At 68.7% G+C, this 24,091-nt stretch carries 25 protein-coding genes; 15 read left to right on the top strand and 10 right to left on the bottom strand.

Going from position 1 to position 24,091, the window contains the following annotated elements; all coding sequences use genetic code 11:
• A complete protein-coding gene (locus tag AC07PR_RS26800; protein ID WP_495137098.1) occupies positions 1–909 on the top strand; it encodes an ABC transporter ATP-binding protein in 909 nt (302 codons plus the stop codon).
• A 10-nt stretch (positions 910–919) separates the two neighbouring features.
• Positions 920–1,810, top strand: a complete 891-nt coding sequence (locus AC07PR_RS26795; protein WP_483108297.1) for an ABC transporter permease — start codon at positions 920–922, stop codon at positions 1,808–1,810.
• Here the strand turns inward: AC07PR_RS26795 and AC07PR_RS26790 are convergent.
• The 4 genes from AC07PR_RS26790 to AC07PR_RS26775 all read right to left on the bottom strand — a co-directional run bounded on the left by AC07PR_RS26790 (position 1,785) and on the right by AC07PR_RS26775 (position 4,988).
• On the bottom strand, positions 1,785–2,219 hold the full coding sequence (locus AC07PR_RS26790; protein ID WP_495137097.1) for a type II toxin-antitoxin system VapC family toxin: 435 nt from the start codon (positions 2,217–2,219) through the stop codon (positions 1,785–1,787). The genes AC07PR_RS26795 and AC07PR_RS26790 overlap by 26 nt on opposite strands.
• Before the next feature lie 311 nt (positions 2,220–2,530).
• Positions 2,531–3,325 (bottom strand): amino acid ABC transporter permease, encoded by a 795-nt coding sequence (locus AC07PR_RS26785; RefSeq protein WP_495137096.1) that lies wholly within the window; start codon positions 3,323–3,325, stop codon positions 2,531–2,533.
• Between the two features lie 30 nt (positions 3,326–3,355).
• Positions 3,356–4,057 carry an amino acid ABC transporter permease gene (locus AC07PR_RS26780; protein WP_495137095.1) on the bottom strand — a complete coding sequence of 234 codons (702 nt, stop codon included), beginning with the start codon at positions 4,055–4,057 and terminating at the stop codon, positions 3,356–3,358.
• Between the two features lie 94 nt (positions 4,058–4,151).
• Positions 4,152–4,988: an ABC transporter substrate-binding protein gene (locus AC07PR_RS26775; RefSeq protein ID WP_495137094.1), complete on the bottom strand. Its 837-nt coding sequence runs from the start codon at positions 4,986–4,988 to the stop codon at positions 4,152–4,154.
• Between the two features lie 247 nt (positions 4,989–5,235).
• Here AC07PR_RS26775 and AC07PR_RS26770 point away from each other — a divergent pair, with 247 nt between their 5' ends.
• The 6 genes from AC07PR_RS26770 (at position 5,236) to AC07PR_RS26745 (ending at position 11,534) form a co-directional block, all read left to right on the top strand.
• The gene (locus tag AC07PR_RS26770; protein WP_495137093.1) at positions 5,236–6,258 is read left to right on the top strand and encodes an isopenicillin N synthase family dioxygenase; all 1,023 of its coding nucleotides are present in this window, start codon (positions 5,236–5,238) and stop codon (positions 6,256–6,258) included.
• A 159-nt stretch (positions 6,259–6,417) separates the two neighbouring features.
• The gene (locus AC07PR_RS26765; RefSeq protein WP_483108291.1) at positions 6,418–7,824 is read left to right on the top strand and encodes a pyridoxal-phosphate dependent enzyme; all 1,407 of its coding nucleotides are present in this window, start codon (positions 6,418–6,420) and stop codon (positions 7,822–7,824) included.
• On the top strand, positions 7,821–9,026 hold the full coding sequence (locus tag AC07PR_RS26760) for a trans-sulfuration enzyme family protein (protein WP_495137092.1): 1,206 nt from the start codon (positions 7,821–7,823) through the stop codon (positions 9,024–9,026). The genes AC07PR_RS26765 and AC07PR_RS26760 overlap by 4 nt, the downstream gene beginning before the upstream one ends.
• A 314-nt stretch (positions 9,027–9,340) precedes the next feature.
• Positions 9,341–10,279 carry a LysR family transcriptional regulator gene (locus AC07PR_RS26755; protein ID WP_431100878.1) on the top strand — a complete coding sequence of 313 codons (939 nt, stop codon included), beginning with the start codon at positions 9,341–9,343 and terminating at the stop codon, positions 10,277–10,279.
• 117 nt (positions 10,280–10,396) lie between these two features.
• Positions 10,397–11,110, top strand: a complete 714-nt coding sequence (locus AC07PR_RS26750; RefSeq protein ID WP_495137091.1) for a Bax inhibitor-1/YccA family protein — start codon at positions 10,397–10,399, stop codon at positions 11,108–11,110.
• A 22-nt stretch (positions 11,111–11,132) separates the two neighbouring features.
• Complete coding sequence (locus AC07PR_RS26745) at positions 11,133–11,534, top strand: hypothetical protein (protein WP_377158932.1); 402 nt, start codon at positions 11,133–11,135, stop codon at positions 11,532–11,534.
• A 13-nt stretch (positions 11,535–11,547) separates the two neighbouring features.
• Here AC07PR_RS26745 and AC07PR_RS26740 read toward each other — a convergent pair whose 3' ends face one another.
• The 3 genes from AC07PR_RS26740 to AC07PR_RS26730 all read right to left on the bottom strand — a co-directional run bounded on the left by AC07PR_RS26740 (position 11,548) and on the right by AC07PR_RS26730 (position 13,867).
• Positions 11,548–12,189 (bottom strand): glutathione S-transferase family protein, encoded by a 642-nt coding sequence (locus AC07PR_RS26740; protein WP_495137090.1) that lies wholly within the window; start codon positions 12,187–12,189, stop codon positions 11,548–11,550.
• Positions 12,190–12,251: 62 nt separating this feature from the next.
• Positions 12,252–12,812 carry a GNAT family N-acetyltransferase gene (locus AC07PR_RS26735; protein ID WP_377158937.1) on the bottom strand — a complete coding sequence of 187 codons (561 nt, stop codon included), beginning with the start codon at positions 12,810–12,812 and terminating at the stop codon, positions 12,252–12,254.
• Positions 12,813–12,823: 11 nt separating this feature from the next.
• Positions 12,824–13,867, bottom strand: coding sequence for a Gfo/Idh/MocA family protein (locus tag AC07PR_RS26730; protein ID WP_495137089.1), 1,044 nt, complete (start codon positions 13,865–13,867; stop codon positions 12,824–12,826).
• A 193-nt stretch (positions 13,868–14,060) separates the two neighbouring features.
• Between AC07PR_RS26730 and AC07PR_RS26725 the strand changes: the two genes are divergently transcribed.
• Positions 14,061–16,310 (top strand): M3 family metallopeptidase, encoded by a 2,250-nt coding sequence (locus AC07PR_RS26725; protein ID WP_495137088.1) that lies wholly within the window; start codon positions 14,061–14,063, stop codon positions 16,308–16,310.
• 92 nt (positions 16,311–16,402) lie between these two features.
• Here the strand turns inward: AC07PR_RS26725 and AC07PR_RS26720 are convergent, their stop codons facing one another.
• Positions 16,403–16,960: a DUF2242 domain-containing protein gene (locus AC07PR_RS26720; protein WP_431100871.1), complete on the bottom strand. Its 558-nt coding sequence runs from the start codon at positions 16,958–16,960 to the stop codon at positions 16,403–16,405.
• A gap of 174 nt (positions 16,961–17,134) precedes the next feature.
• The gene (locus AC07PR_RS26715) at positions 17,135–17,482 is read right to left on the bottom strand and encodes a hypothetical protein (RefSeq protein ID WP_377158949.1); all 348 of its coding nucleotides are present in this window, start codon (positions 17,480–17,482) and stop codon (positions 17,135–17,137) included.
• A 229-nt stretch (positions 17,483–17,711) separates the two neighbouring features.
• Between AC07PR_RS26715 and AC07PR_RS26710 the strand changes: the two genes are divergently transcribed.
• The 3 genes from AC07PR_RS26710 (at position 17,712) to AC07PR_RS26700 (ending at position 18,844) form a co-directional block, all read left to right on the top strand.
• Positions 17,712–17,906, top strand: a complete 195-nt coding sequence (locus AC07PR_RS26710) for a hypothetical protein (RefSeq protein WP_377158952.1) — start codon at positions 17,712–17,714, stop codon at positions 17,904–17,906.
• Positions 17,907–17,943: 37 nt separating this feature from the next.
• Positions 17,944–18,258 carry a BON domain-containing protein gene (locus AC07PR_RS26705; protein WP_297524751.1) on the top strand — a complete coding sequence of 105 codons (315 nt, stop codon included), beginning with the start codon at positions 17,944–17,946 and terminating at the stop codon, positions 18,256–18,258.
• 145 nt (positions 18,259–18,403) lie between these two features.
• Positions 18,404–18,844 (top strand): response regulator transcription factor, encoded by a 441-nt coding sequence (locus AC07PR_RS26700; protein ID WP_377158955.1) that lies wholly within the window; start codon positions 18,404–18,406, stop codon positions 18,842–18,844.
• Here AC07PR_RS26700 and AC07PR_RS26695 read toward each other — a convergent pair.
• Positions 18,822–19,454 (bottom strand): response regulator, encoded by a 633-nt coding sequence (locus AC07PR_RS26695; protein WP_377158957.1) that lies wholly within the window; start codon positions 19,452–19,454, stop codon positions 18,822–18,824. The genes AC07PR_RS26700 and AC07PR_RS26695 overlap by 23 nt on opposite strands.
• Before the next feature lie 45 nt (positions 19,455–19,499).
• Here AC07PR_RS26695 and AC07PR_RS26690 point away from each other — a divergent pair, with 45 nt between their 5' ends.
• From AC07PR_RS26690 to AC07PR_RS26680, 3 genes are all read left to right on the top strand, one after another.
• Positions 19,500–21,041: a CHASE3 domain-containing protein gene (locus AC07PR_RS26690; RefSeq protein WP_495137087.1), complete on the top strand. Its 1,542-nt coding sequence runs from the start codon at positions 19,500–19,502 to the stop codon at positions 21,039–21,041.
• A 189-nt stretch (positions 21,042–21,230) separates the two neighbouring features.
• Positions 21,231–21,677 (top strand): BON domain-containing protein, encoded by a 447-nt coding sequence (locus tag AC07PR_RS26685; protein WP_377158963.1) that lies wholly within the window; start codon positions 21,231–21,233, stop codon positions 21,675–21,677.
• A gap of 249 nt (positions 21,678–21,926) precedes the next feature.
• Positions 21,927–24,077 carry an esterase-like activity of phytase family protein gene (locus AC07PR_RS26680; RefSeq protein WP_495137086.1) on the top strand — a complete coding sequence of 717 codons (2,151 nt, stop codon included), beginning with the start codon at positions 21,927–21,929 and terminating at the stop codon, positions 24,075–24,077.
• Positions 24,078–24,091: the final 14 nt, after the last annotated feature.

The following is a 24,091-nucleotide window of genomic DNA, read 5'->3' as shown; positions in this document are numbered from 1 at the left end:
ATGAGCGCAGTGCTGGAGCAGCTCGACGCGGCGCCCGCCTGCGAGGCGTGTGGCGACCTGGCGGGCGCCCTCCCGCAGGACCGCCAGGCACGCCTGCGGGTCGACGGCGTCAGCCTCGACTACCGCAGCGATCGCGGCGTGGTCCGCGCGACGCATCGCGTCGGTTTCGACGTGCTGCCTTCGGAGCGCTTCGTCCTGCTCGGCGCGTCGGGCTGCGGGAAGTCCTCGTTGCTGAAGGCGGTCGGCGGGTTCGTCACGCCGGCGGAGGGGCGCATCCTCGTCGACGGCGAACCCGTGAACGGCCCAGGGCCGGACCGCATTGCGGTGTTCCAGGAATTCGACCAGCTGCCGCCGTGGAAGACGGTGCTGGAGAACGTCTCGTTCCCGCTGATCGCGTCGGGCACTGCATCGCGCAAGCAGGCGCTGGAGCGTGCGCGCGACTGGCTGTCCCGCGTGGGGCTGGCCGACTTCGCGTCGGCCTATCCGCATCAGCTGTCGGGTGGCATGAAGCAACGTGTCGCAATCGCGCGCGCATTGGCGATGAAGCCGCGCGTGCTGCTGATGGACGAGCCGTTCGCGGCGCTCGACGCGTTGACGCGTCGCCGGATGCAGGACGAGCTGCTCGCGCTGTGGGAGCAGGAGCGTTTCACGCTGCTCTTCGTGACGCACTCGATCGAGGAAGCGCTGATCGTGGGGCACCGCGTGCTGGTGCTGTCGCCGCACCCGGGCCGGGTGCGCGCGGAGCTGAATGCGCAAGGCCTGACACCGGCGCAACGCGTTGCGCAGGCGCAGCGCATCGAGCACCTGCTCTTTGGCGATGAGCCGATCGCGGAGTCGGCGACTCCCGTTGCCGCCACTGCCACCGGCGCCGCCACGGCAGCCGCCGCTGCGGCCGTGGCGCTGAACTGAGGATTCCTTGATGACCGTCACCGTGCTGCCGACGCAGCGGCCGCTCGATCCGCCGCTGCGCGCCGAGCGCGAAGAAGCGCTCGCCGATTACGTGCCCGTACAGGTGGCGTCGATTCCGCTGTGGCGCCGCGCGCTGGATTCCAGCGCCTGGCGTCAGGCGGCGTTGCTGGCATTGCTCGGCGGGCTCTGGGAAGTTGCCGCACGCGCGGCCGACAACGACCTGCTCTTCCCCTCGTTCTTCGCTGCGGCGCGGGCACTGTGGGACGGCCTGTACGGCGGCGAACTGCTGGTGCGGGCGGGGATCTCGCTGAAGCTGCTGCTGCAGGGATACGCGCTGGGTGTGGTGCTGGCGCTCGGACTGACGGCGCTGGCGACCTCGTCGCGCTGGGGTCGGGACTTGCTCTCGAGCCTGACGGCGATGTTCAACCCGCTGCCGGCGATCGCCTTGCTGCCGCTGGCGCTGCTGTGGTTCGGCCTGGGATCGGGCAGCCTGATCTTCGTGCTCGTGCACGCGGTGCTGTGGCCGTTGGCGTTGGCCGCATCGGCGGGCTTCTCGTCCGTGCCGGAAACGCTGCGCATGGCGGGCCGCAACTACGGGCTCACGGGACCGCGCTACGTCGCGCAGATCCTGCTGCCGGCGGCGCTGCCGTCGATCCTCTCGGGCCTGCGCGTGGGCTGGGCCTTCGCGTGGCGGACGCTGATCGCCGCCGAGCTGTTCTTCGGCGCCTCCTCGGGCCAGGGCGGCCTGGGCTGGTACATCTTCCAGAACCGCAATGAACTGCAGACCGATCGGGTCTTCGCAGGGCTGGCCCTGGTCATCCTGATCGGATGGCTGGTCGAGCGGCTGGTCTTCAGCACCATCGAGAAGGCGACAGTCACGCGGTGGGGCATGCAACGGTGAGTTGGGTCTGATTCGATCGATCGGTTCTCGGCGGCAGGTCGTCGTGGGCAATGCCCAGCCGTTTCGCCAGCGCCGCAAGACGCTTGTCGGAGGCCCACAAGCGGGCACCTGGCGTCTTCAAGGTCGACATCAGCAGCGACATGTCGACGAGCCCACACCCTTTGCCGTGGATGTCCTCATCTTCGATCAGGCGGATGACTTCGTCCAAGCTGACCGGTGCGCTGTGATCCAGTTCGTCCATGGTCGAGAGGGCATTGGCTCGGGGCTGCGGCAACGACCCGCAGCGTAGCTCGCCGATGATCATCGGATGGGCGAGGACGACGTCCATTTCCAGCAGCGCCAATAACGCAGGATTGCGACGCCGGAAATGGTCGATCCAGACCGAAGTGTCAACAACGACCTTCCTCATTCCCAGCCCTCCGGAACGTCGAGGGACGGCCGACGTCGAGGGACATCCGGGAGGTTGGGGGCGACTCCTCCCATTTCGGCAAGCCTGAACTGAGCCTGGCGGGCGATGAATGCACGGAGCGCCGCGTTGATGAGGTCGCGCTCCTCGACGGGCTGGTCAGCGACGGCAAGGGCGCGTTGGTAGAGAGCTTGGTCGATCACGGTTGTCCTTTCCCAGAATCGCTCCGCGGCGTTGTCACCGAAACCGCTTCAGTGACTCGACCCGCACATCGGCTCGCGAAGGCATCAGGTTGATCTCATTGCCCTCCGACGTCACTGGCTGGTTCTTGTGTTCCTTGCCATCGCGCTCACTGAGTTCCGTAGTCCGCATCGCATAAAGGCGTAGAAGCGGTCGGCGGCGGATGGCGTGACGACGAGAGTGGCGCGCTGGCGACTGCCTCTCCGCTCGACCGCGTGCGCGAGTCGCGACAGCCCGAAGCACATCACGAAGTAGCACCCGGCCAGCGTGCCGTAGACCGCGACCGGCTGCACCAGCACCTGCGCGTTGACCTGGCCGGCGATGAAGGACAGTTCCGACAGCCCGATGATCGTGCCCAGCGAGGTCTCCTTGATCGTCGACGCGAACTGGTTGACCAGCGAGGGCAGCATGTGCCGCAGCGCCTGCGGCAGCAGCACCAGACGCAAGGACTGACCCCGCGACAGGCCCAGCGCCTCCGCGGCCAGGCGCTGGCCGGGCGGCAGCGACTGCAGTCCCGCACGCACGATCTCGGCCAGGTAGGCGGCGTCGAAGATCACCAGCGCCGCCAGCATCGTGTTGAACTGGTCCGTCTTGTGGCCGGTCACCGCCGGCAGGAAGAAGTAGGCCCAGAACACCACCATCAGCAGCGGCGTCCCGCGCACCACATAGACCAGCGCGGTCACCGGCCACCGCAGCCAGGCGCGGCGGCTCACGCGCGCGATGCCGAGCAACACGCCCAGCGGCAGCGCCAACAGGAGGCCGAGCGCGGCCATCAGCACGGTCAACGCCAGCCCGCCGAGAGGCCCGTTCGGGTACTGCCCCACCAGCACGTACAGCCAGTAGGTGTCGATCATCTCGGCGATGCTCATCGCGATGCGCTCCTCTTCATCACGATCGCTTCAATGGCCTGCGGGCCGGACCGGATAGCGCCGCTGGTACAGAACGCCGGCGCCGGTGATCAGCATCGACACGCCGAGGTAGGTCGCCGTCGCCATCGCGAAGATCTCGAAGCCGCGGAAGGTCGCGGACTCCACGCGCTGTGCCTGGTACATCAGCTCGGCGGCGCCGACGACCGTCGCGATGCTGGTGTTCTTCCAGAGATTCAGCGTCTGCGAGATCAGCGGCGGCACCGTCGCCCGCAGCGCCTGCGGCAGCACGATCCATCGCACCGAACCGGCGAAGCGCAGTCCCATCGACTTCGCCGCTTCCCATTGCCCCGGCGGCACCGACCGCAGCCCGGAGCGCACGTCCTCCGCCATGAAGGCCGCCGTGTAGACCACCAGCGCGGCGAGCGCCGCCGCCGCCTCGACGTTGCCGGCGTAGAGCCAGGCCTTCACGCCGTCGGGCAGCAGCTCCGGCACCGCGAAGTACCAGAACAGCATGTGCGCCAGCAGCGGCACGTTGCGCACCGCCTCGACGTAGGTCCAGGCCAGCGCGCGCAGCGGCGGGAACGGCGCCAGCCGCGCCAGCGCGATCAGCGTGCCCAGCGGCAGTGCGATCACCAGCGCGAGCAGCGTCAGCGTCAGAGACAGCCGCACGCCGGCCAGCAGCCAGTCGAGGAACTGCCCTTGCAGCAGCACCGAGAAATCGAGATGAGGCATGGAATCAACGCGGCTCGCAATAAACAACGCCCCGGCCGAAGCCGGGGCGTGCTCGCATCGGATGACAAGGTAGATCAGTTCATCTGGGTCGTGCTCAGCCCTCCACTTGGTCGCTATCGATCTTGAAGCTGCGCGTCTGGAACTTCAGACGCGTCGCCGGTCCGTACCACTTGTTGAACAGCTGCTCGGCGGTGCCGTTGGCCTCGAGCTCACGCAGCGCGCCGTCCACCTGTGCCTTCAACTTGGTCTCGCCCTTGCGCAGGCCCAGCGCCAGCGGTTCGACGCTGAGGTTGGCCGACAGGATCTCGTACTGGGACGCCGCCGGGCCGAGCTTGGCGTACTGGTCCAGCAGCGACACCTCGTCGTTGACGAAGGCCACGCCCTTGCCCTGCTGCAGCGCCTGGAAGGCCTGCGGACCGGTGTCGAAGGTGACGACGTCGACCGTCGGCACGGCCTTGCGGACGTTGGGTTCCTGCGTGCCGCCCTTGATGGTCACGACCTTCTTGCCGGCCAGCTGGTTCAGCGCCTTGATGCCGCTGTCCTTCTTGACCAGCACCTTCTGCCCGGTGACGAAGGTGGTCAGCGAGAAGTCGATCACCGCCTCGCGTTCCTTGTTGTGCGTCAGGCTCGCGGCCAGCACGTCCACGTGGCCCTGCTGCAGCTCGGGAATGCGCGCCGCCACCGCCAGCTGCTTCAGCCGCAGCTTCACGCCGAGCTTCTGCGCCACCGCCTTCGCGAGATCGACCTCGTAGCCGACGATCTCGCGCGTCTTCGGATCGATGAAGCTGTTGGGCTCGTCCGTGCCGAGCACGCCCACCACGAGCTCGCCCTTCTTCTTGATGTCGTCCAGCTGGTCCGCATGGGCGATGCCCAGCATGGCGGCCGAGGTGGCGATCACGAGCAGGGCGCGGCGGGTCACGTTCAGGGTCATGGCGTCGGTGTCCTTCTTTGGGAGCAGTGGAGCGGTGGAGCGGTGGAGCGGTGGAGCGGTGGAGCGGTGGAGCGGTGGAGCGGTGGAGCGGTGGAGCGGTGGAGCGGTGGTTCACGATGGACATCAGCTTAGGAAGCTCGACCTTCACGCGGAACGAACGGATGGGCATATGCAAACGCGGCTTTCGCACGTCCCCCGTCCCGTCCCCTTCATCGACGCGGGTTCGCGCTTGCGGCATGCTCGACCCATGACCCTCCTCCACGACCGCGTGCCCGTCATCGACATCTCCGGGCTGCACGATCCGGCGTCCAGCGATCCCGCCTCGCCCGGCGGCCATCTCGCGGCCGTGCAGATCGGCGAGGCCTGCCGCGCGCACGGCTTCTTCTACGTGAGCCATCACGGCGTCGATCCCGCGCTGATTGCGCGGCTCGACCGGCTGGCGCGCATGTTCTTCGCGTTGCCCGGAGAACAGAAGCAGCGCTGGCCGATGAGCGACGGCGGCAGGGCCTGGCGCGGCTACTTCAGCACCGGCGGCGAGCTGACCTCGGGCCGGCCGGATTGGAAGGAGGGGCTGTACCTCGGCGCCGAACTGCCGCCCGACGACCCGCGCGTGCTGGCCGGCACGCCCTTGCATGGCGCCAACCTCTGGCCCGACGTGCCGGGATTGAGGGACACGGTGCTCGAGTACCTCGCCGCCGTGACCGCCGTCGGCCAGCGCGTGCTGGGTGGCATCGCGCTCAGCCTCGATCTGCCGCCCGCCTATTTCCTGACGCATGCCACCGCGGACCCGCTGGTGCTGCTGCGGCTCTTCAACTACCCCGCGGTGCCGGCCGGGGCCGACGTCGGCGCGCCCTGGGGCGTCGGCGAGCACACCGACTACGGCCTGCTCACGCTGCTGTACCAGGACGACAGCGGCGGCCTCGAGGTCCATGGCCGCCGCGGCTGGATCGATGCGCCGCCGCTGCCCGGCACCTTCGTCTGCAACATCGGCGACATGCTCGACCGCATGACCGCCGGGCTCTATCGCAGCACGCCGCATCGCGTGAAGCTCAACCGCGGCGCGCACGACCGGCTGTCGGTGCCGCTGTTCCTCGATCCGTCCTTCACCAGCCGCGTCCAGCCCATTCCCGGCCTGCCGCCGGCCGAAGACGACAGCGCGTCGCGCTGGGACGCGAGCAACCTGCACGTCTTCGCCGGCACCTACGGCGAGTACCTGATGGGCAAGGTCGGCAAGGTGTTCCCGGCGCTGGGCGCGGCGGTGCTGCCATGAGGGCGTTGGCCGCTCATGCCATCCGCGGATAAGCTGCTGCGACAACCGCGCTTGGAGGCCATCGCTTCCAGCGGATAACCTACGCGGTTTGCCCGCGCCCGGCACCACCCCCGCCGGACGCGCCGCCCGACCATCCCACCAGGATCACAAGGAGCGCCCATGAGTGCCAAGGAGACTTCTTCCACCCCCGTGCAGCAACCGCCGGAGCGGCCTGCGGTGCTGGACCTGATCGGCAACACGCCGCTGGTCCCCGTGCATCGGCTCGACACCGGCCCCTGCCAGTTGTTCCTGAAGCTCGAATCGCAGAACCCCGGCGGCTCGATCAAGGACCGCATCGGCCTGTCGATGATCGAGGCCGCCGAGCGCGACGGCCTGCTGCCGCCCGGCGGCACCGTCGTCGAGGCGACCGCCGGCAACACCGGCCTCGGGCTCGCGCTGGTCGCGCGCGCGAAGGGCTATCGCGTCGTGCTGGTCGTGCCGGACAAGATGTCCGCCGAGAAAGTGCTGCAGCTGAAGGCGCTCGGCGCCGAAGTCCACATCACGCGTTCCGACGTGGGCAAGGGCCATCCCGACTACTACCAGGACCGCGCCGCGCGCCTGGTCCAGGACATCCCCGGCGCCTGGTACGCCGACCAGTTCAACAACCCCAACAACCCGCTCGCCCACGAGACCACGACCGGTCCGGAGATCTGGCAGCAGGTCGGCCATCGCATCGACGCGATGGTCTGCGGCGTGGGCTCCGGCGGCACGATCACCGGGCTGTCGCGCTTCTTTGCGAAGGTGCGCCCGGGGCTCGACATGGTGCTCGCCGATCCGGCGGGTTCGATCCTGAAGGACTTCATCGAGACCGGCAGCTTCGGCGAGGCCGGATCGTGGGCCGTCGAAGGCATCGGCGAGGACTTCATCCCGCCCATCGCGGACCTGAGCGGCGTGCGCCACGCCTACTCGATCACCGACGAGGAGAGCTTCGCCACCGCGCGCGACCTGTACCGCGCCGAAGGCATCCTGGCCGGTTCCTCGACCGGCACGCTGCTGGCCGCGGCGCTGAAGTACTGCCGCGCGCAGACGACACCCAAGCGCGTCGTCACGCTGGTCTGCGACACCGGCACCCGCTACCTGTCCAAGGTCTACAACGACCCGTGGATGTTCGACCAGGGCCTGCTCAAGCGCGCGACCAAGGGCGACCTGCGCGACCTGATCGCACGCCTGCCCGAGGACGGCGCCGTCATCAGCGTGAGCCCCGAGGACACGCTGGCCACCGCCTTCTCGCGCATGCGCCAGGCCGAGGTCTCGCAGCTGCCGGTGCTCAAGGACGGCAAGCTCGTCGGCCTGCTCGACGAGTCCGACCTGCTCGCCCAGATGCACATGGACGCGCGCCACTTCAAGGACAGCGTGGACAGCGCGATGAGTCATGATGTGCAGACCCTGCCTCCCGGCGCGCCGCTGTCCGACCTGATCGCGCAGCTGCGCAAGGGCCTGGTGGCCGTGATCGCCGACGATCGCGGCTTCCACGGCCTCGTCACCCGTTTCGACCTGTTGAACCACCTGCGAAAGGGCTTGTCATGAGCCACGACTCCGACAACGACAACAAGTACTCCCACGGCGCGGATCTGCGCTTCGACACCCGCGCGATCCACGGCGGCCAGCATCCCGATCCGACGACCGGCGCGGTGATGCCGCCGATCTACGCGACCTCGACCTACCGCCAGCAGAGCCCCGGCGTGCATCAGGGCTACGAGTACGGTCGCACGCACAACCCGACCCGCCAGGCCTACGAGCGCGCGATCGCCAGCCTGGAAGGCGGCGTGCAGGGTTACGCCTTCTCGTCCGGCCTGGCCGCGATGGCCACGGTGCTGGACACGCTGGACGCCGGCTCGCACATCGTCGCCGGCGACGACCTCTACGGCGGCAGCTACCGCCTGTTCGAGCGCGTGCGCAAGCGCAGCGCCGGCCTGCAGGTCACCTACGTCGACAGCAGCAAGCCGGAGAACGTCCGCGCCGCGCTGCGTCCCGAGACGAAGATGATCTGGATCGAGACGCCCAGCAACCCGCTGCTGACGCTGACCGACCTGGCGGCCGTCGCGAAGATCGCGCGCGAGCATGGCGCGCTGGCCATCGCCGACAACACCTTCGCCAGCCCCTGGTCGCAGCGCCCGCTGGAACTGGGCTTCGATGCGGTGATGCACTCGGCCACCAAGTACCTGAACGGCCACAGCGACGTGATCTCGGGTGTGGTGGTGGTCGGCGGCGAGCAACGCCAGGCGGCGCTGCGCGAGCAGCTCGAGTTCCTGCACAACGCCGTCGGCTCGATCGCCGGGCCGTTCGACAGCTTCCTCGCGTTGCGCGGGCTGAAGACGCTGGCGCTGCGCATGGCGCGGCACAACGAGAGCGCGCTGGAACTCGCCGGCTGGCTGGAGGCGCAACCCAAGGTCCGCCGCGTCTACTACCCGGGACTGGAAAGCCACCCGCAGCTCGCGCTGGCCAAGCGCCAGATGCGCGGCGGCGGCGGGATGATCAGCGTCCAGCTCGACACCGACCTGGCCGGCGCGCGCCGCTTCCTGGAGCGGGTGCAGATCTTCTCGCTGGCGGAAAGCCTGGGCGGCGTCGAGAGCCTGATCTCGCTGCCCGCGCTGATGACGCATGCGTCGATCCCGATCGAGACGCGCGAGCGTCTGGGCATCACCGATTCGCTGGTGCGGATCTCCGCCGGCATCGAGGACATCGAGGACCTGCGCGATGACTTGAAGGCGGGTCTCGCCGCCATCTGACGAGGCGATCGGACGATGCCGCTCTGACGACCACGCGGACGACAGCGTCCGTGACCCAGGGGAACGCGCCGGGGCCGGGAGGCCGCCGGCGCGTTCTGCTTTTCCGAACCGCAGTCCGCACAAGAAACGAAGTGTGGCGTGAAGAATGCGTGAAGATATGCGCGTCAACCGCGCGCTGAACTCAACCGCCAGGGGCATGGACTCCACCTGACCGGACCGACGCGCTGTCGGAAAAACCTTCGCTTTGCTCGTCTTAACTTCCGTTTAAGCGAAGTTCGTTATCATCCAGCTTCGTCTTTCTCGGAGGCCCTGCCATGTCCACCCTCAACTACCGTCACCTCCACTACTTCTGGGTCGTCGCCAAGGAGGGCGGCTTCGCCCGGGCGGCCGACCGCCTGGGCATGGCGGTGCAGACGATCAGCGCGCAGGTGCGGGAGCTGGAGCGCTCGCTGGGCCACCAGCTGCTCAAGCCCGAAGGTCGCGGCCTGGTGCTGACCGAAGCCGGCCAGGCCGCCTTCGCGAGAGCGGAGGAGATCTTCCAGATCGGCCAGATGGTGCCGAACGAGGTCCACGAAGCGGCCACGCAGCGCGTGCAACGGCTGTCGGTGGGCCTGTCGGACGGGTTGTCGAAGCTGGCCGCGCACGCCCTGCTCGCGCCGGTGCTGGACACCCCGCAACTGCGCCTCGTCTGCCATGAAGGCGAGGTCGACCAACTGATCGGCGAACTCGCGCTGCACCACCTGGATCTGGTGCTCACCGACCAGCCCGCCCCGGTCAATCCGACGCTGCGCATCACCAGCCAACTGCTGGCGAGCACGACCGTCGACTGGTACGGCCCGTCGGAGTTGATCGAGCGCGCCCGTCGTGCGCCGAACAAGGGCTTCCCGTACGTGCTGGAGACGCTGCCGGTCCTGCTGCCGACCCGTCACGCGTCCCTGCGCTCGGGCCTGGAGCGCTGGTTCGAGCAGCACCACATCCGTCCGCAGATCGTCGGCGAGTTCGAGGACAGCGCGCTGATGAGCGTCTTCGCCGCCCGCGGCCTGGGCGTGTTCCCGGTCAGCCGCCTGGGCGCCGACGACCTCTCGCTGATGGCCGGCCTGCACCTGCTGGGCCAGACCGAAGTGGTCGAGGACGTCCACGCGATCTACTCGCGCCGCGGTCAGAACCACCCCCTGGTGGCCAAGCTGCTGGAGCGTCGCGGCACCCCGATCCCCCTGAATGAACTCGAAACGGAAATTGCTTCAGCAAAATGAGCAATAAGCAGGTTTATTCGATGTGATGATGGCGTTAAGGTCGAGTCCTCATGCGCGCGCGAGCGCGCTTCCCGTTCAACGGTCTACACGGCTTCCACGGCTCCAGGAGAACTTCTCATGAGCGACTTCCAACGACAACCGGCGTCCCCCTCGAGCTGGACGCCCGCCACCGCCAACGGCGGCGATTCGGTCTTCACCCAGCGCGCCGACGTGGCGCGCGTGCTGCGCAACACCTACGCGCTGCTGTCGCTGACGCTGCTGTTCAGCGCCGCGGTGGCGGCCGCCGCGGTCGCGTACCGGCTGCCCGCGCCGGGCATGATCCTGACGCTGATCGGCTATTTCGGCCTGCTGTTCGCGATCCACAAGACGCAGAACAGCGCGGCGTCGGTGCCGCTGGTGTTCGCGCTGACCGGCTTCATGGGCTACACGCTGGGCCCCTTGCTGGGCGCGATCCTGAAGATGGCGGGCGGCGCCAGCATCATCGCCATGGCGATGGGCACCACCGGCGCGACCTTCCTGGTGCTGTCGGCCTACGTGCTGGCGACCAAGAAGGACTTCAGCTTCATGGGCGGCTTCCTGTTCGCCGGCATGATCATCGCGATCCTGGCGTCGCTGGCCAACCTGTTCTTCCAGCTGCCGCTGCTGTCGGTGGTGGTCTCGGGCGTGGTGGCGCTGCTGTCGGCGGGCATGATCCTGTTCCACACCAGCATGATCGTGAACGGCGGCGAGCGGAACTACGTGATGGCCACCGTCAGCCTGTTCGTGTCGCTGTTCAACCTGTTCACCAGCCTGCTGAGCATCTTCGGCTTCGCCGGCTCCAGCGACGACTGATGCGGACCGGGCAGGACACGCGATGAAGACCTTCCTGTGGTCCGTGACCGGGCTGTTCGCGCTGCTCTGGAGCGGACTGGCCTGGGCCACGGCGGGACTGGTGCGCTGGACGGTGGAGGCCCTCTCCACCGGCCGCGCGGCCGAGCTCGGCAAGGGCGCGGTCGAGTTCAAGTTCCCGGCCTGGGTCGAGCCCTTCCTCGACACCGGCCTGCTCGAGGCCGTGCAAGGCGCCGTGCAGTGGTTGATGGCAATGGCCGGCACCGGCGCGCCGATGGCGGGCACGGCGATCGGCTGGCTGGTCCCGGTGGTTTGGGTGGCCTGGGCCTTCGGGCTGACGGTGCTGCTCGTGATCGCGCTGGTGCTGAATCACCTGATCAAGCGCCTGCCTCGCACCGGCGTGCCGCTGGCCGCGGCGCCGCGCTGAAGTCGTCGGGCGTTCAGCCCCCGCAGGGCTGGACGATGCCGTCGCCGTGAGGCGCGGCCCGGAACTCCGGCAACTGCTCCACCGCGCTCGCATACGCGATCAGCGTCTGCAGCCGGTCCGCCGGCGGCAGCAGCTCCGGCGTCATCTGCCGGACGAACTCCCACATCACGCCGATCGTCACGCCCGCCAGGCCGATGCCATCGCGGGCGGCGGACAGCGGCGCCTTCGCCATCTCGGCATCCAGCTCGATCAAGGCCGCGCGCAGCTGGCCGCCGACGCGCTCCAGCCAAGGCGCGTGCTGCTTGTCGTCGGGACGCAGCTGCTGCTCGTAGACCGCCTGCACGCTCTTGTCGGTGGCCGCGAGGGCGAGGCCCGTCAGCCGCAGCGCACGCTTGAGCGCCGGATCGCTGGGCGGCAGCAGGGCGCGGCCGGGAGACAGGGCCTGCGCGTACTGCAGGATCAGCGTGGAGTCCATCAGCACCGTGCCGTCGTCGCAGACCAGGGTCGGCGCCTTGACGACGGGGTTGATGCGGCTGAACTCGTCGAAGGTGCGGAACACCGAGAGCGACTGGTGCTCGAAGTGCAGGCCGAGCAGCTGCATCGCGATCGCGGCGCGGCGGACGTAGGGAGAGTCGAGCATGCCGATGAGCTGCATGGCGGATCCTTTCGGCGGTTGAGACAAGGACGCGGTGGCGCCGTCCGGCTCGCTCGGCGCGCTCAGGCGCCGGGCGGCAGCACCACGGTGAAGCGGTAGAGGCAGCACTCGTCCTCATGGAGCGTGCGGACCTCGCGGGTGATCTCGCCGACGGCCTGGCCGCGGATGACGCCCGGCCAGAACTGCGCGGCCGGCGTGTTGGCCATCAGGTGGTAGACCTCCCAGCGGCCAGGGAAGCGGGCCAGCACCTCGCCCGCGGCACGCGCCGCCAGGCCGTGGCCGCGGTAGCCGCGCGCGAGGAAGAAGTAACCCATGTTGTGGTCCGAGTCCGGCTGCTCGCATTCGCCGTCGACGACGGCGAAGCCCGCGAGTTCATCGCCCACCCAGATCAGGAACGGATGCACGTCGGCCTGCGCCCAGTACGGGGCCTTGGGTCGCAGTTGATAACGGCCCTCGTGCGCGAACGCCACCGGCGTCCACTCGCTGAGGTCGTAGTTGTAGAACTGCATGAGGTTCTCGATGCGCGGCAGGTCGTCCGGCGCGGCGCGCTCGATCCTGAGCGTCGGCGTGTCCGGCAGCGGGACCGGGATCGAGTCGTCAAAGGACGCGGGTCGTGTCTCCATCGTGGCTCTCTTCAAGCGCTTGTCGGGAACGCGTCGTCGAACGGAGACCTCACGCCGGCGAGCGCCCGGATGCGATCCATCCAGCCCAGCACCGCGAGTGTCTCCGCATGCGGCACCACCGGACTCTCGATCTCGCCGGCACGCGCGCAGCGCATCGCTTCGCGGATCTCGTACTCGAAGCCGTTGATCTCGAAGCGGCGCTCGATCGTCTCGGGCGTGCCGCGCGCCGGCAGCCACTGGGCACGCGTCGCCTCCCAGAAGGTCTCCGGCAGCACGATCGCGCCCGCCCCGCCGAGGATGTGCATCGTGTTCGGCGCGAAGGTGTCGATGGCGCACTGGAACTGCGACGTCAGTCCGTCGCCGAAGTCGAGCGTCACCGCCAGTCCGGCGTCGACGCCGGTCGGCGCCAGCCGGGCCTTCACGGCCAGATCCACCAGGGGCGGGACTTCGCCGAGCGCGTGCTGCAGCACCCATCGCGTGGCGGTCAGGTTGTAGATGCCGATGTCGAGCAGCGCGCCGCCCGCCAGCGCGGGGCTGAAGATGCGGCTGTCGGGGTCGTAGGGCGCGGGGAAGCAGAAGCTCGACTGCATGCCGCGCAGCGCGCCGAGCCGGCCTTCGCGCAGCCAGGCCGCCAGGTCCTGGTACAGCGGCAGGAAGCGCGTCCACACCGCCTCCATCAGGAAGACGCGGTGCGTGCGCGAGGCCTCGACCAGGCGCCGGCCCATCTCCCGGTTCGGCACCAGCGACTTCTCGCACAGCACGGCCTTGCCGGCCTGGAGCGCTGCCAGGACGTACTCGTAGTGCTGACCGTGCGGTGTCGCGACGTAGACGCCATCGACGACCGGGTCGTTCATCACCGCGGCGGGATCGGTGTGGGCGAGCACGGCGGGCTCGCCCGCCGTCGACCAGCGCTCGGCGAACTGCTGCGCGCGATGCGCGTCGCGGCCGCAGACTGCGTGGAGACGGCAGCCGTCGAGTTGCGCGACGGCTTCGGCGAAGCGCTGCGCGATCGAGCCGGGGCCGATCACGGCCCAGTGGAAAGTGCGTTCGGACATGAACGGTGATGCTAATCGGGCGGACCCGTCGCGGGCGGCCGACGGACCCGGAACGCGAGGCTCTCAGGGTTGTCCCGGGGCGGGTTCTCCACGGGGCGGACGGCGCCCATGGCGTTCGGCTTCGAGAGGCGCTTCGGCTAAGGTGACGGACTCGCACAACACGAATGCCCGCCCACAAGACGGGCCGTCTCCCATGAGGATTCCCTTCGTCCTGGCCGCCACCGTGGCCCTCGCCGCTCCCGTGATGGCCCAGACGGCCGCGCCCGCCGCGGCCGCCGTGTCCACCAACGCCTCCGCCGGCAAGCCGGCCACGGACACGACCGCGGCCAGCGCGGCCAGCGTCGCGAACCCGCTGCTCGCGCCGAGCACGCTGCCGCTGCAATACCCGCCCTTCGACAGGATCCGCGACGCCGACATCGGTCCCGCGATCGACCAGGGCATGGCCGAGCAACTGGCCGAGGTCGCCGCGATCGCCGACAACCCCGCGGCGCCGACCTTCGACAACACCATCGTTGCGCTGGAGCGCGGCGGTCGCACGCTGGGGAGAGCCACCACGCTGCTGATGAGCCTGACCGGCGCCGACGCCAATCCCGCGCGTCTGAAGCTGCAGGCCGACTACGCGACGAAGCTGGCCGCGCACCGCGACGCGATCCAGCTGAACCCGACGCTGTTCGCGCGCATCGAGTCGCTGTACCAGCGCCGCGTGTCGCTCGGCCTGGGCGCGCAGGAGCAGCGGCTGATCGAGCGCCAGTACAACCAGTTCCTGCGCGCCGGCGCGAAGCTGGACGAGGACGGCAAGGCCCGCATGAAGGCCATCAACGCCGAGATGGCCCAGCTGGGCGCGCGCTTCAACCAGAACGTGCTGGCGGAGGTGAACGACTCGGCCGTGATCGTCGACAGCCTCGACGAGCTGAAGGGCCTGAGCGATGAGCAGATCTCCGCCGCCGCATCCGCCGCGAAGGAACGCGGCCTGGACGGCAAGTACCTGATCGCGCTGCTGAACACGACCGGCCAGCCGGTGCTGGCGCAGCTGGAGAACCGCGCGCTGCGCCAGCGGATCTACGAGGCCTCGGTGGTGCGCGGCTCGCGCGGCAACGCCTACGACAACACCGCGCTGGTGTCGCGCGTCGTTTCGCTCCGTGCCGAGCGCGCGAAGCTGCTCGGCTTCGCGACGCATGCGGACTTCGTGCTGAAGGACGAGACCGCCCGGAATCAGCAGGCCGTCAACGGCATGCTGCGCCAGCTGGCGCCGGCGGCGGTCGGCGCCGCGCGCCGCGAGGGCGCGGATCTGCAGGCCATCATCGACCGCGAGCAGAAGGCGAAGAAGCAACCGTCCTTCCAGTTGGCGGCGTGGGACTGGAGCTTCTACAGCGAGAAGCTGCGGGCCGAGAAGTACGGCTTCGACGAGGCGCAGCTCAAGCCCTACTTCGAGATGAAGCACGTGCTGGAGAACGGCGTGTTCTACGCGGCGGGGCAGCTGTACGGCCTGAAGTTCAAGCAGCGCCACGACCTGCCGGTCTACCACCCGGACGTGCTGGTCTACGACGTGTTCAATGCGGACGGGTCGCAGCTGTCGATCTTCATCGCCGACATGTACGCGCGGCCGTCCAAGCGCGGTGGCGCGTGGATGAACGCGTACGTCGACCAGAGCGGGCTGATGAACCAGAAGCCGGTGGTGGCGAATCACCTCAACATCCCGAAGCCGGCGGACGGCAAGCCGACGCTGCTGACGTGGGACGAGGTGACGACGATGTTCCATGAGTTCGGGCATGCGCTGCATGGCATGTTCTCGAACGTGAAGTACCCGAGCATGGCCGGCACCAAGGTGCCGCGCGACTTCGTCGAGTACCCGTCGCAGGTCAACGAGATGTGGGCGGACTGGCCGAGCGTGCTGGCCAACTACGCGAAGCACTACAAGACGGGCGAGCCGATGCCGCGCGCGTTGCTGGACAAGGTGCTGGCGGCCAAGCAGTTCAACCAGGGCTTCGCGACGACGGAGTACCTGAGCGCGGCGAGCCTGGACCAGCGCTGGCACCAGCTGCCGCTGGACCAGGTGCCCGACGCCGACGGCGTGATGGCTTTCGAGGCCAAGGCGCTGCGCGAGGAAGGCTATGACTACGACGCGGTGCCGCCGCGTTACCGCACGCCCTACTTCAGCCACATCATGGGCGGGTACGCGGCGGGTTACTACGCCTATGTCTGGTCGGAGGTGCTCGACGCCAACACGGTGCAGTGGTTCAAGGCCAACGGCGGCCTGAAGCGCGAGCTGGGCGACGCGTTCCGCGCGAAGCTGCTGTCGCAGGGCGGCAGCCAGGACGCGCTGACGCTGTTCCGCGGCGTCGTCGGCCACGAGCCGCAGATCCAGCCGCTGCTGGAGCGCCGCGGCCTGGTCATCGAGAAGACCCGGACGGCGGGCAAACCGCAGGCATCGACGCCACAGTAATCTGGGGGAGACGGGCCACCCGGAGGTGGGTTGTCACCTGTGGTTCGTCAAAGGGCGCTCATCGAGGCGCCCTCTTTCGTTTTTGAGAGGCCTCACCCGCCCGTCTTGTCCAGATCGCTCGCGTCTTCGTTCCCCTGCTGCGTGATCAAGCGCTGCATCAACGCGAAGAACCGGTCGTAGAACTGCCCGGCCGGAATGGTTTCGGAGGCGACCTTCACGAGCGACTCCGTCGACGACGACAGCGGCACCGAGATCGAGCCGATCGCGCTCACGCCCAGGCTGGTGGAATTCGCGCTGCGCTTGACGTTGTAGCGGTCCTGCAGGGCCGAGACGTAGGCCGTCGCCAGCTTCCCGCTACCGCCTTCCGGCACGCACACCACGGTGAAGCTGATCTCCACGTGCACCTCGCCCTCGGGCTGGAAGCGCTTGGTGCCCGAGATCGAATCCGGCAGCGCCGCGTTGATCACGTAGCCCTGGCTCAGCAGCGCGCGCCGCGCCGCTTCGCAGGTGTCCTGCACGCTCGAATCGAACAGGCGCGAGAAGGTCTCGTCCGACGCGAAACGCTCGTTCTGGTAGACGGAGTTCTTGCGCTCGGCGCTTGTCCCGAAGGTGCCGCAGCCCGTCATCAAGGTCGCGGCCAAGGCGGCCATCGCGAACGGGCGCAGCGATGCGGGGGGAAAGGAAAAAGGGCGTCGGATCATCGTCGTCAGGCCGTGATCGGCCAGCGACAGATTATCCGCGCCCTGACTTAGAGGAGGTTGAGGCGATGGCTCAGTGCGTGCTCAGCGTGCTCGACAGGTGCTCGACACGCGCTCAATGCGTGCTCAATGCGTCGTCTGCGCGGTCAGCAAGGTCTGCCAGTCGCCGTCGACGCGGGCCGACAGCCGACGGGCGCAGCCCGGGCAACGTTGCCAGTGCTCGGTCGCCGCGGACAGCAGGGCGGGCCAGTAAGGACGGTCGCCTTCGCAGCGGCTGCGCGGGATGACCAGCGCGATCTCCTGATCATCGGCCTGACCGTTCGCGTCGATGTAGGACAGCTGCGCGCGCACCACCACCGTCAGCGGCGTGGAGAGCAGTAGCTCGGCGTTCACGCAATGGGAGGGGCGGAAGTCGGGATGGATCGGGGCCGGAGCCCGGGGAGCGCTTCCAACGGCGGCGGAGAAGGTGTTCATCTTGTTCTCGTCTCGGGTCTTTGTTCGATGCCCACATCCTAGGGAGAGAGGCTCGCGACGCCTGTGAGGCCCCCGCGCGACGCCCTGTAGGACAACGCCGCATTCGGCCCGTCGGCAACGCCGTTTCCGCTTGTCCTACAAGACATCGCGGACGCGGACGACAGGGCGGACTGTTCGGGATACGTAGAGTCAATCCCAGCGCACCACGGGGTGCACAAGGAGCTGACAGATGGGCATCGCCGACCACCATTCCCTCGCCTTGCACGTTCATGAATTCGCCTGCCAGGTCCAATGGACCGCGGTCAGCGACCACGAACCGGTGCTGGGTCTGGAAGCGGCGCTTCCTTATCTGCTGGACCACGCCCCCGCGACGTTCGCCGAGCCGGCCCCTGCTGTCGTGTCGTCAGACCGCCACGCCGCGTGAGTCCGAGCCTTTTCATCAATCGAAGGAGATCAACATGATGATTCGAGCCACCGTTCTCGCCCTGGCCACCGCTGTGGGCGCCCTGACCCTGCTGCCCGGCTGCGCCGTGACGCGCGGTCAATCCTCCGTCGGCGAATATGTCGACGACGCGGCCGTCACCACCGCGGTGAAGTCCAAGTTCGTCGAGGCCAAGTCGGTGGACGCCAGCTCCATCCACGTGGAGACGCTGCAAGGCGAGGTGATGCTGACCGGCTTCGCCAAGAACGCCACGGAGAAGTCCGACGCGGAACGCCTGGCGCGTGAAGTCAAGGGCGTGAAGCGCGTCAAGAACGAGATCGCGATCCGCAACTGATGCGCTGACGCGATTCCCCTGAACGTGTGTCCGACGGCGGCTTGACCACCCGCCCCGGGCGCACCGCGCGAACGGACGGTCTGCCCCTGCAACCCGTCCGTTCGCGCTTACCCGCTTGTGGTTTCGAGCAGTTCACGAGCCCGCCATGGATGTCCAGCCCGCCAGCGCCGCCCTCACCTGCTTCCTCGTCGAGGACAACGCCGTCATCCGGGAGAACCTGGTGGCGACGCTCGAGGAGATGGTGGACCTGCGCGTCCTCGGCCATGCGGTCGACGAGAACGGCGCGCTGAACTGGCTGTCGGAAGACCATCCCGGCTGCGACCTGCTGATCATCGACATCTTCCTCGCGCAGGGGACCGGACTGAACGTGCTGCGCGCCGCCGGCGAGCGCATGCCCGGAGCGCGTCGCGTCGTGCTCAGCAACTACGCCACGCCGGACATGCGCCAGCGCTGCTTCGCGCTGGGCGCCGACAAGGTCTTCGACAAATCGGCCGAGCTGGAAGACCTGCTGGCCTACTGCGGCGGCCTGGTCGACGCGGCCAACCGGGACGCCGGCGATGCGGCTACTCGATCAGCCCGTTCTTGAGGGCGTAATACGTCAGCTCGCTGTTGGTGCTGAGCGAGAGCTTCTCCAGCACGCGCGAGCGGTAGGTCGACACCGTCTTCACGCTCAGCGACATGCCGTCGGCGATGTGGCCCACGGTCTCTCCGCGCGCCAGGCGCAGGAAGACCTGCAGCTCGCGCTCGGACAGCGTGTCGTGGGCGGCCTGGTCGGCCGGCGCGCCGAGGCCGTCGGCCAGCAGCTCCGCCACGGCCGGCGTGATGTACTTGCGGCCGCGGAAGACCGTCCGGATCGCCGTGGCGATCTCCTCGGGGTCGCATTCCTTGTTGAGGTAGCCGCTGGCGCCCTGGCGCAGCAGCGTGGTCGCGTAGTGCGTCTCCGGGAAGCCGCTGAGGATCAGCACCGGCAGTTCCGGCTTGCGGGCCTTGATGGCGGCGAGGGTCTCGACGCCGCTCTGGTCGGGCAGCGAGAGGTCCATCAGCATCACGTCGAGCTCGCCGGCGCGCACGAGGTCCAACGCCTCGCGGCCCGAGCCGGCTTCGCCGGTGACGCGCAGGTCGACCTGTTCGGAGAGGAATTGCCGCAGCCCGGCGCGGACAATCGCGTGGTCGTCGACGATGGCGATTCGGATCATGGTGGCGATGGTCAAGTGAGCGAAATCGCTCAGGGAGTGTAGAGGATGAGCCTGAAGGACACCGTCACGAACCTGGGTCGCAAGACGTGGGCGATGCCGCTCGGCGTGTTCGTGGCCCTGCTGATGATCCTGATCAGCGAGCTGGCCTACTTCGGCGCCGTCTCGCAGATGGACCGTCTGGACACGCTGGGCCGGGCCCGGATGGAACTGCTCCGGCTGATGGCCCGCGTGACCGACGCGGAGTCAGGGCAACGGGGATACCTGATCACCCGCCGCCCGGAATACCTGGACCCTTACCGATTCGCCGCGGAGGACGCGTCGCAGGGCCTGAACTCCCTGCAGCGCATGTACGCGCAGGTCGGCGCCGAGGATGCCGAGCACCGCAGCAAGGAGATCGCCGGCGCGGTCAGCGCCAAGCTCAGCGAGCTGCAGGAAGTGCTCAAGCTCTACGAGAGCGGACGCGAATCGGCCGGCCGCGAGCTGATGATGACCGACATCGGCCGCGACCAGATGGAGCAGATCCGGCGCCGTTCGGCGGAACTGCTGACCGACGAGAACCGCCGCATCGCGCTGGGCACCGGTCAGGTCTACGACACGCTGATGCTCAGCCGCATCGGCGTGGCCGGCATGACGCTGCTGAGCCTGATCGTGTTCGTGCTGTTCGTGCGCAAGAGCCGGGCGCTTGACGTCCAGCGCGCCGAGCAGGCCCAGGAGGTGCGCGCGGAGCGCGACCGGTTGGAGGTCGAGGTGTCCCGCCGCACCGCCGAGCTGACGCAGCTCGCCCGGCACCTGCAGACCGCGCGCGAGGACGAGCGCGCCCGTCTCGCCCGCGACCTGCACGATGAGCTGGGCGCCCTGCTGACGGCGGCCAAGCTCGACGTCGCGCGGCTGCGGCCCAAGCTGCAGGCCGGCGCGCCGGACCTGATGCAGCGGCTCACCCACCTGACCGAGACGCTCAACAGCGGCATCGCGCTCAAGCGCCGGATCATCGAGGACCTGCGTCCGTCGACGCTCGATCAGCTGGGCCTGGTGCCGGCGCTGGAGATCCTGTGCCGCGAGATGTCCGAGCGGCTGGGCGTGCCGATCGCGGTGGAACTCGATCCCGCGGTGGATCTGGTCCCGAGCGCGCAGCTGACCGCCTTCCGGCTGGTGCAGGAGGCGCTGACCAATACCGCCAAGTACGCCCATGCGACCGCGGTGACCGTGGCGCTCAAGCGCGAATACGCGCAGGCGATGGTCATCGTCACCGACAACGGCCAGGGCTTCGACCCGGGCCGCCTGGCGCTCGGCTCGCACGGGCTGCTGGGCATGCGCTTCCGCGTCGAGGCCGAGCGCGGCCAGTTGCGGCTGCGCAGTGCGCCGGGGCAGGGCACGGAGGTCTGTGCCTGGCTGCCGCTCAAGCAGGACGAGCCGGACATCCCGCGGATCGATTTCCCGATTCCCGGCCTGACTGCCATGTCCAGCGCCATGCCCGGCGCCATGCCGGGTGCGTCGCCGGGTGCGTCGCCGGGGGCGGCGCCATCGCCGGCGCAGGCGCCGACGCCCGCAGGTGAGGGCGGCCTGCCGCCGGCCGGCGGCGGCCTGTAGGCGCGCTCCTACGGCGCGCCGGGACGCCGGGCGACCGGCGCTTCCGGCGGCAGCCGACCCCGTGCCGATGGGGGGATGTCTAGAGTGAAGTCATGGATCCGCGGCCACCCGCGGACTGTTTGCGGACCTTCCGCCTCATCCGCGATGCGCCGCGATATCAGCGATTCGCACCGCGAAAGGAGCCTCGCCATGAAACACTCTTACCGCCCGACCGCCCTGTCCCTGCTGCTGCCTGCCGTGGTGGCCGCCGTCGCCCTGACCGCCTGCGGTCGCGAGGATGATGGCCGCACCGCCGGCCAGCGCCTGGACGATGGCATCGCCAAGATGGAACAGAAGTCCGAAGCCGCCAAGCAGGACACCGAGCAGGCCATGGACAAGGCCGGCGCCAAGATGGAACGCGCCGCCGACAAGGCGGGCGCCGCCATCGACGACGCCCAGATCACGACGTCCATCAAGGCCTCGCTGGCCGGTGATCCGAAGCTGAGCGCGCTCGACGTCAAGGTCGAGACTGAAAAGGGCCACGTGACGTTGGACGGCACCGCGCCGGACCTGGCCGCGCGGGACCGCGCGGGCTCGATGGCATTGGCCGCCAAGGGCGTCCAGTCCGTCAACAACCGCATCAAGGTGAACGGTTGATCAAGGTCAACGGTTGATTCCCTCCTCTGCCGTCCGTTGACCGGAGCCCCGGACCGCGTCTGATGACGCGGCGCCGGGGCTTTCTGCATGGCGGTCGCCCGGTCCGGGCCGGGATTCCCTCGGGAATTCCCGCCTTCTTGTCGTATTCGTGTCGATTCGTGAAGCCGCTTAACGGCGCTGTCATCAGCGCTGCCTAGCGTGCCGCCCTGTCCCGCCACGGCGGGCCTCCGCGATCCACGAAAGAACGACATGACGAAGACGACCGCACGATCCGCCTCCACCCTCGCCGCCCCTCGGGCCACCCGTATCCGTCGCCCGCAACTCCCGCTGATCACCTTGATCGCGGCCGCGGCGCTCAGTGCCTGCGGCAGCGGCGACGATGAACCGGTCGTGCCGACGATCCAGTCGCGCCTCGTGGACGCGCCGGTGGAGGGCGTCAGCTATGCGCTGGCACCGAGCGGCACGAGCGGCAAGACGGCCGCGAATGGCGCCTTCACCTGCAAGACCGGCGACACGGTGAGCTTCACCGTCGGCGGCGTCGCGGTGGGCAGCGCGAAATGCGGCGAGACGATCTCCGTGGGCGACCTCGCCGGCTCCGCGACCTTGACGGACGACAAGCTCGCCAACCGCCTCGTGTTCCTGCAGGCCCTGGACGAGGACGACGATCCCACCAACGGCATCAAGATCCCGGCGGCGGTGCATGACGCCTTCGCGGGCAAGACGCTGGACTTCGCGGCCGCTGCGACCGACTTCGACAAGGCCTTCACCGCGCTGCTGCCGGCCGGCCAGAACGACGTCTACGGCCAGGCGTATGCTGCCCGCACGATGAATGCCAACCGCCGCGCCGCCGCCGTCGAGCATTACGAGTCCACGCTCGCCACGCTGCTGGGCAAGGCCGAGACGAGCACCGTCACGCAGGCCACGGCCGGCGGCGCCGTCGCGATCACCAAGTTCCAGATCAAGGCGGCCGACAACCAGTACGTGCCCTACGAGGGCAGCAACGCCGACGCGAAGAAGGACTTCCCCAAGGGCTTCTACCCGGCGGTCGGATCGGGTCTGGTCTACAAGGGCAAGAACGCCGCGGGCGCGCTCGAGTTCTGGGGCATCACCGATCGCGGCCCCAACGGCGACAGCCCCAACGCGCCGCGCCCCGACAACGGCGCCATCGTCACGACGAAGATGTTCCCCGCGCCGAGCTTCTCGCCGTCGATCGGCGTGATCACGCTGGGCAAGGACGGGGCGGTCATCTCCGCGCTGAATCCGCTGAAGAATGCCGACGGCTCCGCCGTCACCGGCCGTCCGCTGCCCTTCGGCGCGGTCGGCAGCAGCGCCGAGGTGCCGCTGTCCGACACGCTGAAGTACGACGGCACCAAGGGCGCCTTCGACGCCAACGGCCTCGACAGCGAGACCCTGGTCTACGACGACGCCAACAAGGTGTTCTGGACCTCCGACGAATACGGCCCGTTCATCGTCAAGATCGACGCCGCGACCTTCAAGATCATCAAGCGTTATGCGCCCGGCACCACCGCCGGCAGCTTGCCCGACGTGCTGAGGAATCGTCGCGCGAACCGCGGCATGGAAGGCCTGGCGATGGATGTCGCCGGCGGCAAGCTGCACGGCTTCCTGCAGAGCCCGATCGATCCCGTGGACAACGCCGGCAAGAGCATCGAGGTCGTCGACAGCGCCGACCTGGACCAGGACGGCAAGAACACCGACAAGGTGAAGGTCCGCGACTTCGCGCAGTTCGCGCGCTGGATCGAGTTCGACCCGAAGACCGAGACCTCGAAGCTGTATGCCTACCCGCTGAGCTACCCGCTCGCCGCCAAGGGCGAGAAGTGGGATCGCAACCGCACGGGCAGCGCCAAGCTGGGCGACCTGGTGTCGCTGGGCAACGGCAAGTTCATCGTGGTGGAGCAGGGCGCCGATGCGAACGGCGCGGTGCGCAACTTCCTGATGCTCGTCGAGGTGCCGGCCACGGCGACCGACATCGCCGCGATCGGCATCGAGCTCGAGAAGAACAGCATCGACGGCGTGACGACCTCGGCCGTGAGCTGGGCCAACGTCGTGAAGCTGAAGAAGACGGTGCTGCTCGACCTGAACGCCGCCGGCTGGAAGGCCGAGAAGGCAGAGGGCCTGGCGATCGTCGACGGCAACACGCTGGCGCTGATCAACGACAACGACTTCGGTCTGAAGACGGTGCTGGCGGATGCCAAGGGCAAGCCGGTCGCCGGCGATCCGACCGAGTGCACGGTCGATGTCAACGGCGTGATCGCCCAGGACGGCACCTGCGCGGCCGGCGCGGTCCTGTCGCGCGTCACGCGCGGCAACGAGGTCGACCGTCTGACGCACCTGTGGCTGTTCAAGTTCCCGAAGGCGCTCAACACCTTCAGCGCGCAGTAAGCGGGTGCGGCGCG

The sequence above is a fragment of the Roseateles sp. GW821-FHT09H11 genome, from assembly GCF_059415845.1.
The sequence above is the reverse complement of the archived record's forward strand: the minus strand, read 5'-3'. Positions and strand labels throughout refer to the sequence as shown.

Coding starts and splice junctions, on each gene's coding strand:
- AC07PR_RS26800 (WP_495137098.1), top strand. CDS start 1: ATGAGCGCAGTGCTGGAGCAGCTCGACGCGGCGCCCGCCTGCGAGGCG.
- AC07PR_RS26795 (WP_483108297.1), top strand. CDS start 920: ATGACCGTCACCGTGCTGCCGACGCAGCGGCCGCTCGATCCGCCGCTG.
- AC07PR_RS26790 (WP_495137097.1), bottom strand. CDS start 2,219: ATGAGGAAGGTCGTTGTTGACACTTCGGTCTGGATCGACCATTTCCGG.
- AC07PR_RS26785 (WP_495137096.1), bottom strand. CDS start 3,325: ATGAGCATCGCCGAGATGATCGACACCTACTGGCTGTACGTGCTGGTG.
- AC07PR_RS26780 (WP_495137095.1), bottom strand. CDS start 4,057: ATGCCTCATCTCGATTTCTCGGTGCTGCTGCAAGGGCAGTTCCTCGAC.
- AC07PR_RS26775 (WP_495137094.1), bottom strand. CDS start 4,988: ATGACCCTGAACGTGACCCGCCGCGCCCTGCTCGTGATCGCCACCTCG.
- AC07PR_RS26770 (WP_495137093.1), top strand. CDS start 5,236: ATGACCCTCCTCCACGACCGCGTGCCCGTCATCGACATCTCCGGGCTG.
- AC07PR_RS26765 (WP_483108291.1), top strand. CDS start 6,418: ATGAGTGCCAAGGAGACTTCTTCCACCCCCGTGCAGCAACCGCCGGAG.
- AC07PR_RS26760 (WP_495137092.1), top strand. CDS start 7,821: ATGAGCCACGACTCCGACAACGACAACAAGTACTCCCACGGCGCGGAT.
- AC07PR_RS26755 (WP_431100878.1), top strand. CDS start 9,341: ATGTCCACCCTCAACTACCGTCACCTCCACTACTTCTGGGTCGTCGCC.
- AC07PR_RS26750 (WP_495137091.1), top strand. CDS start 10,397: ATGAGCGACTTCCAACGACAACCGGCGTCCCCCTCGAGCTGGACGCCC.
- AC07PR_RS26745 (WP_377158932.1), top strand. CDS start 11,133: ATGAAGACCTTCCTGTGGTCCGTGACCGGGCTGTTCGCGCTGCTCTGG.
- AC07PR_RS26740 (WP_495137090.1), bottom strand. CDS start 12,189: ATGCAGCTCATCGGCATGCTCGACTCTCCCTACGTCCGCCGCGCCGCG.
- AC07PR_RS26735 (WP_377158937.1), bottom strand. CDS start 12,812: ATGGAGACACGACCCGCGTCCTTTGACGACTCGATCCCGGTCCCGCTG.
- AC07PR_RS26730 (WP_495137089.1), bottom strand. CDS start 13,867: ATGTCCGAACGCACTTTCCACTGGGCCGTGATCGGCCCCGGCTCGATC.
- AC07PR_RS26725 (WP_495137088.1), top strand. CDS start 14,061: ATGAGGATTCCCTTCGTCCTGGCCGCCACCGTGGCCCTCGCCGCTCCC.
- AC07PR_RS26720 (WP_431100871.1), bottom strand. CDS start 16,960: ATGGCCGCCTTGGCCGCGACCTTGATGACGGGCTGCGGCACCTTCGGG.
- AC07PR_RS26715 (WP_377158949.1), bottom strand. CDS start 17,482: ATGAACACCTTCTCCGCCGCCGTTGGAAGCGCTCCCCGGGCTCCGGCC.
- AC07PR_RS26710 (WP_377158952.1), top strand. CDS start 17,712: ATGGGCATCGCCGACCACCATTCCCTCGCCTTGCACGTTCATGAATTC.
- AC07PR_RS26705 (WP_297524751.1), top strand. CDS start 17,944: ATGATTCGAGCCACCGTTCTCGCCCTGGCCACCGCTGTGGGCGCCCTG.
- AC07PR_RS26700 (WP_377158955.1), top strand. CDS start 18,404: ATGGATGTCCAGCCCGCCAGCGCCGCCCTCACCTGCTTCCTCGTCGAG.
- AC07PR_RS26695 (WP_377158957.1), bottom strand. CDS start 19,454: ATGATCCGAATCGCCATCGTCGACGACCACGCGATTGTCCGCGCCGGG.
- AC07PR_RS26690 (WP_495137087.1), top strand. CDS start 19,500: ATGAGCCTGAAGGACACCGTCACGAACCTGGGTCGCAAGACGTGGGCG.
- AC07PR_RS26685 (WP_377158963.1), top strand. CDS start 21,231: ATGAAACACTCTTACCGCCCGACCGCCCTGTCCCTGCTGCTGCCTGCC.
- AC07PR_RS26680 (WP_495137086.1), top strand. CDS start 21,927: ATGACGAAGACGACCGCACGATCCGCCTCCACCCTCGCCGCCCCTCGG.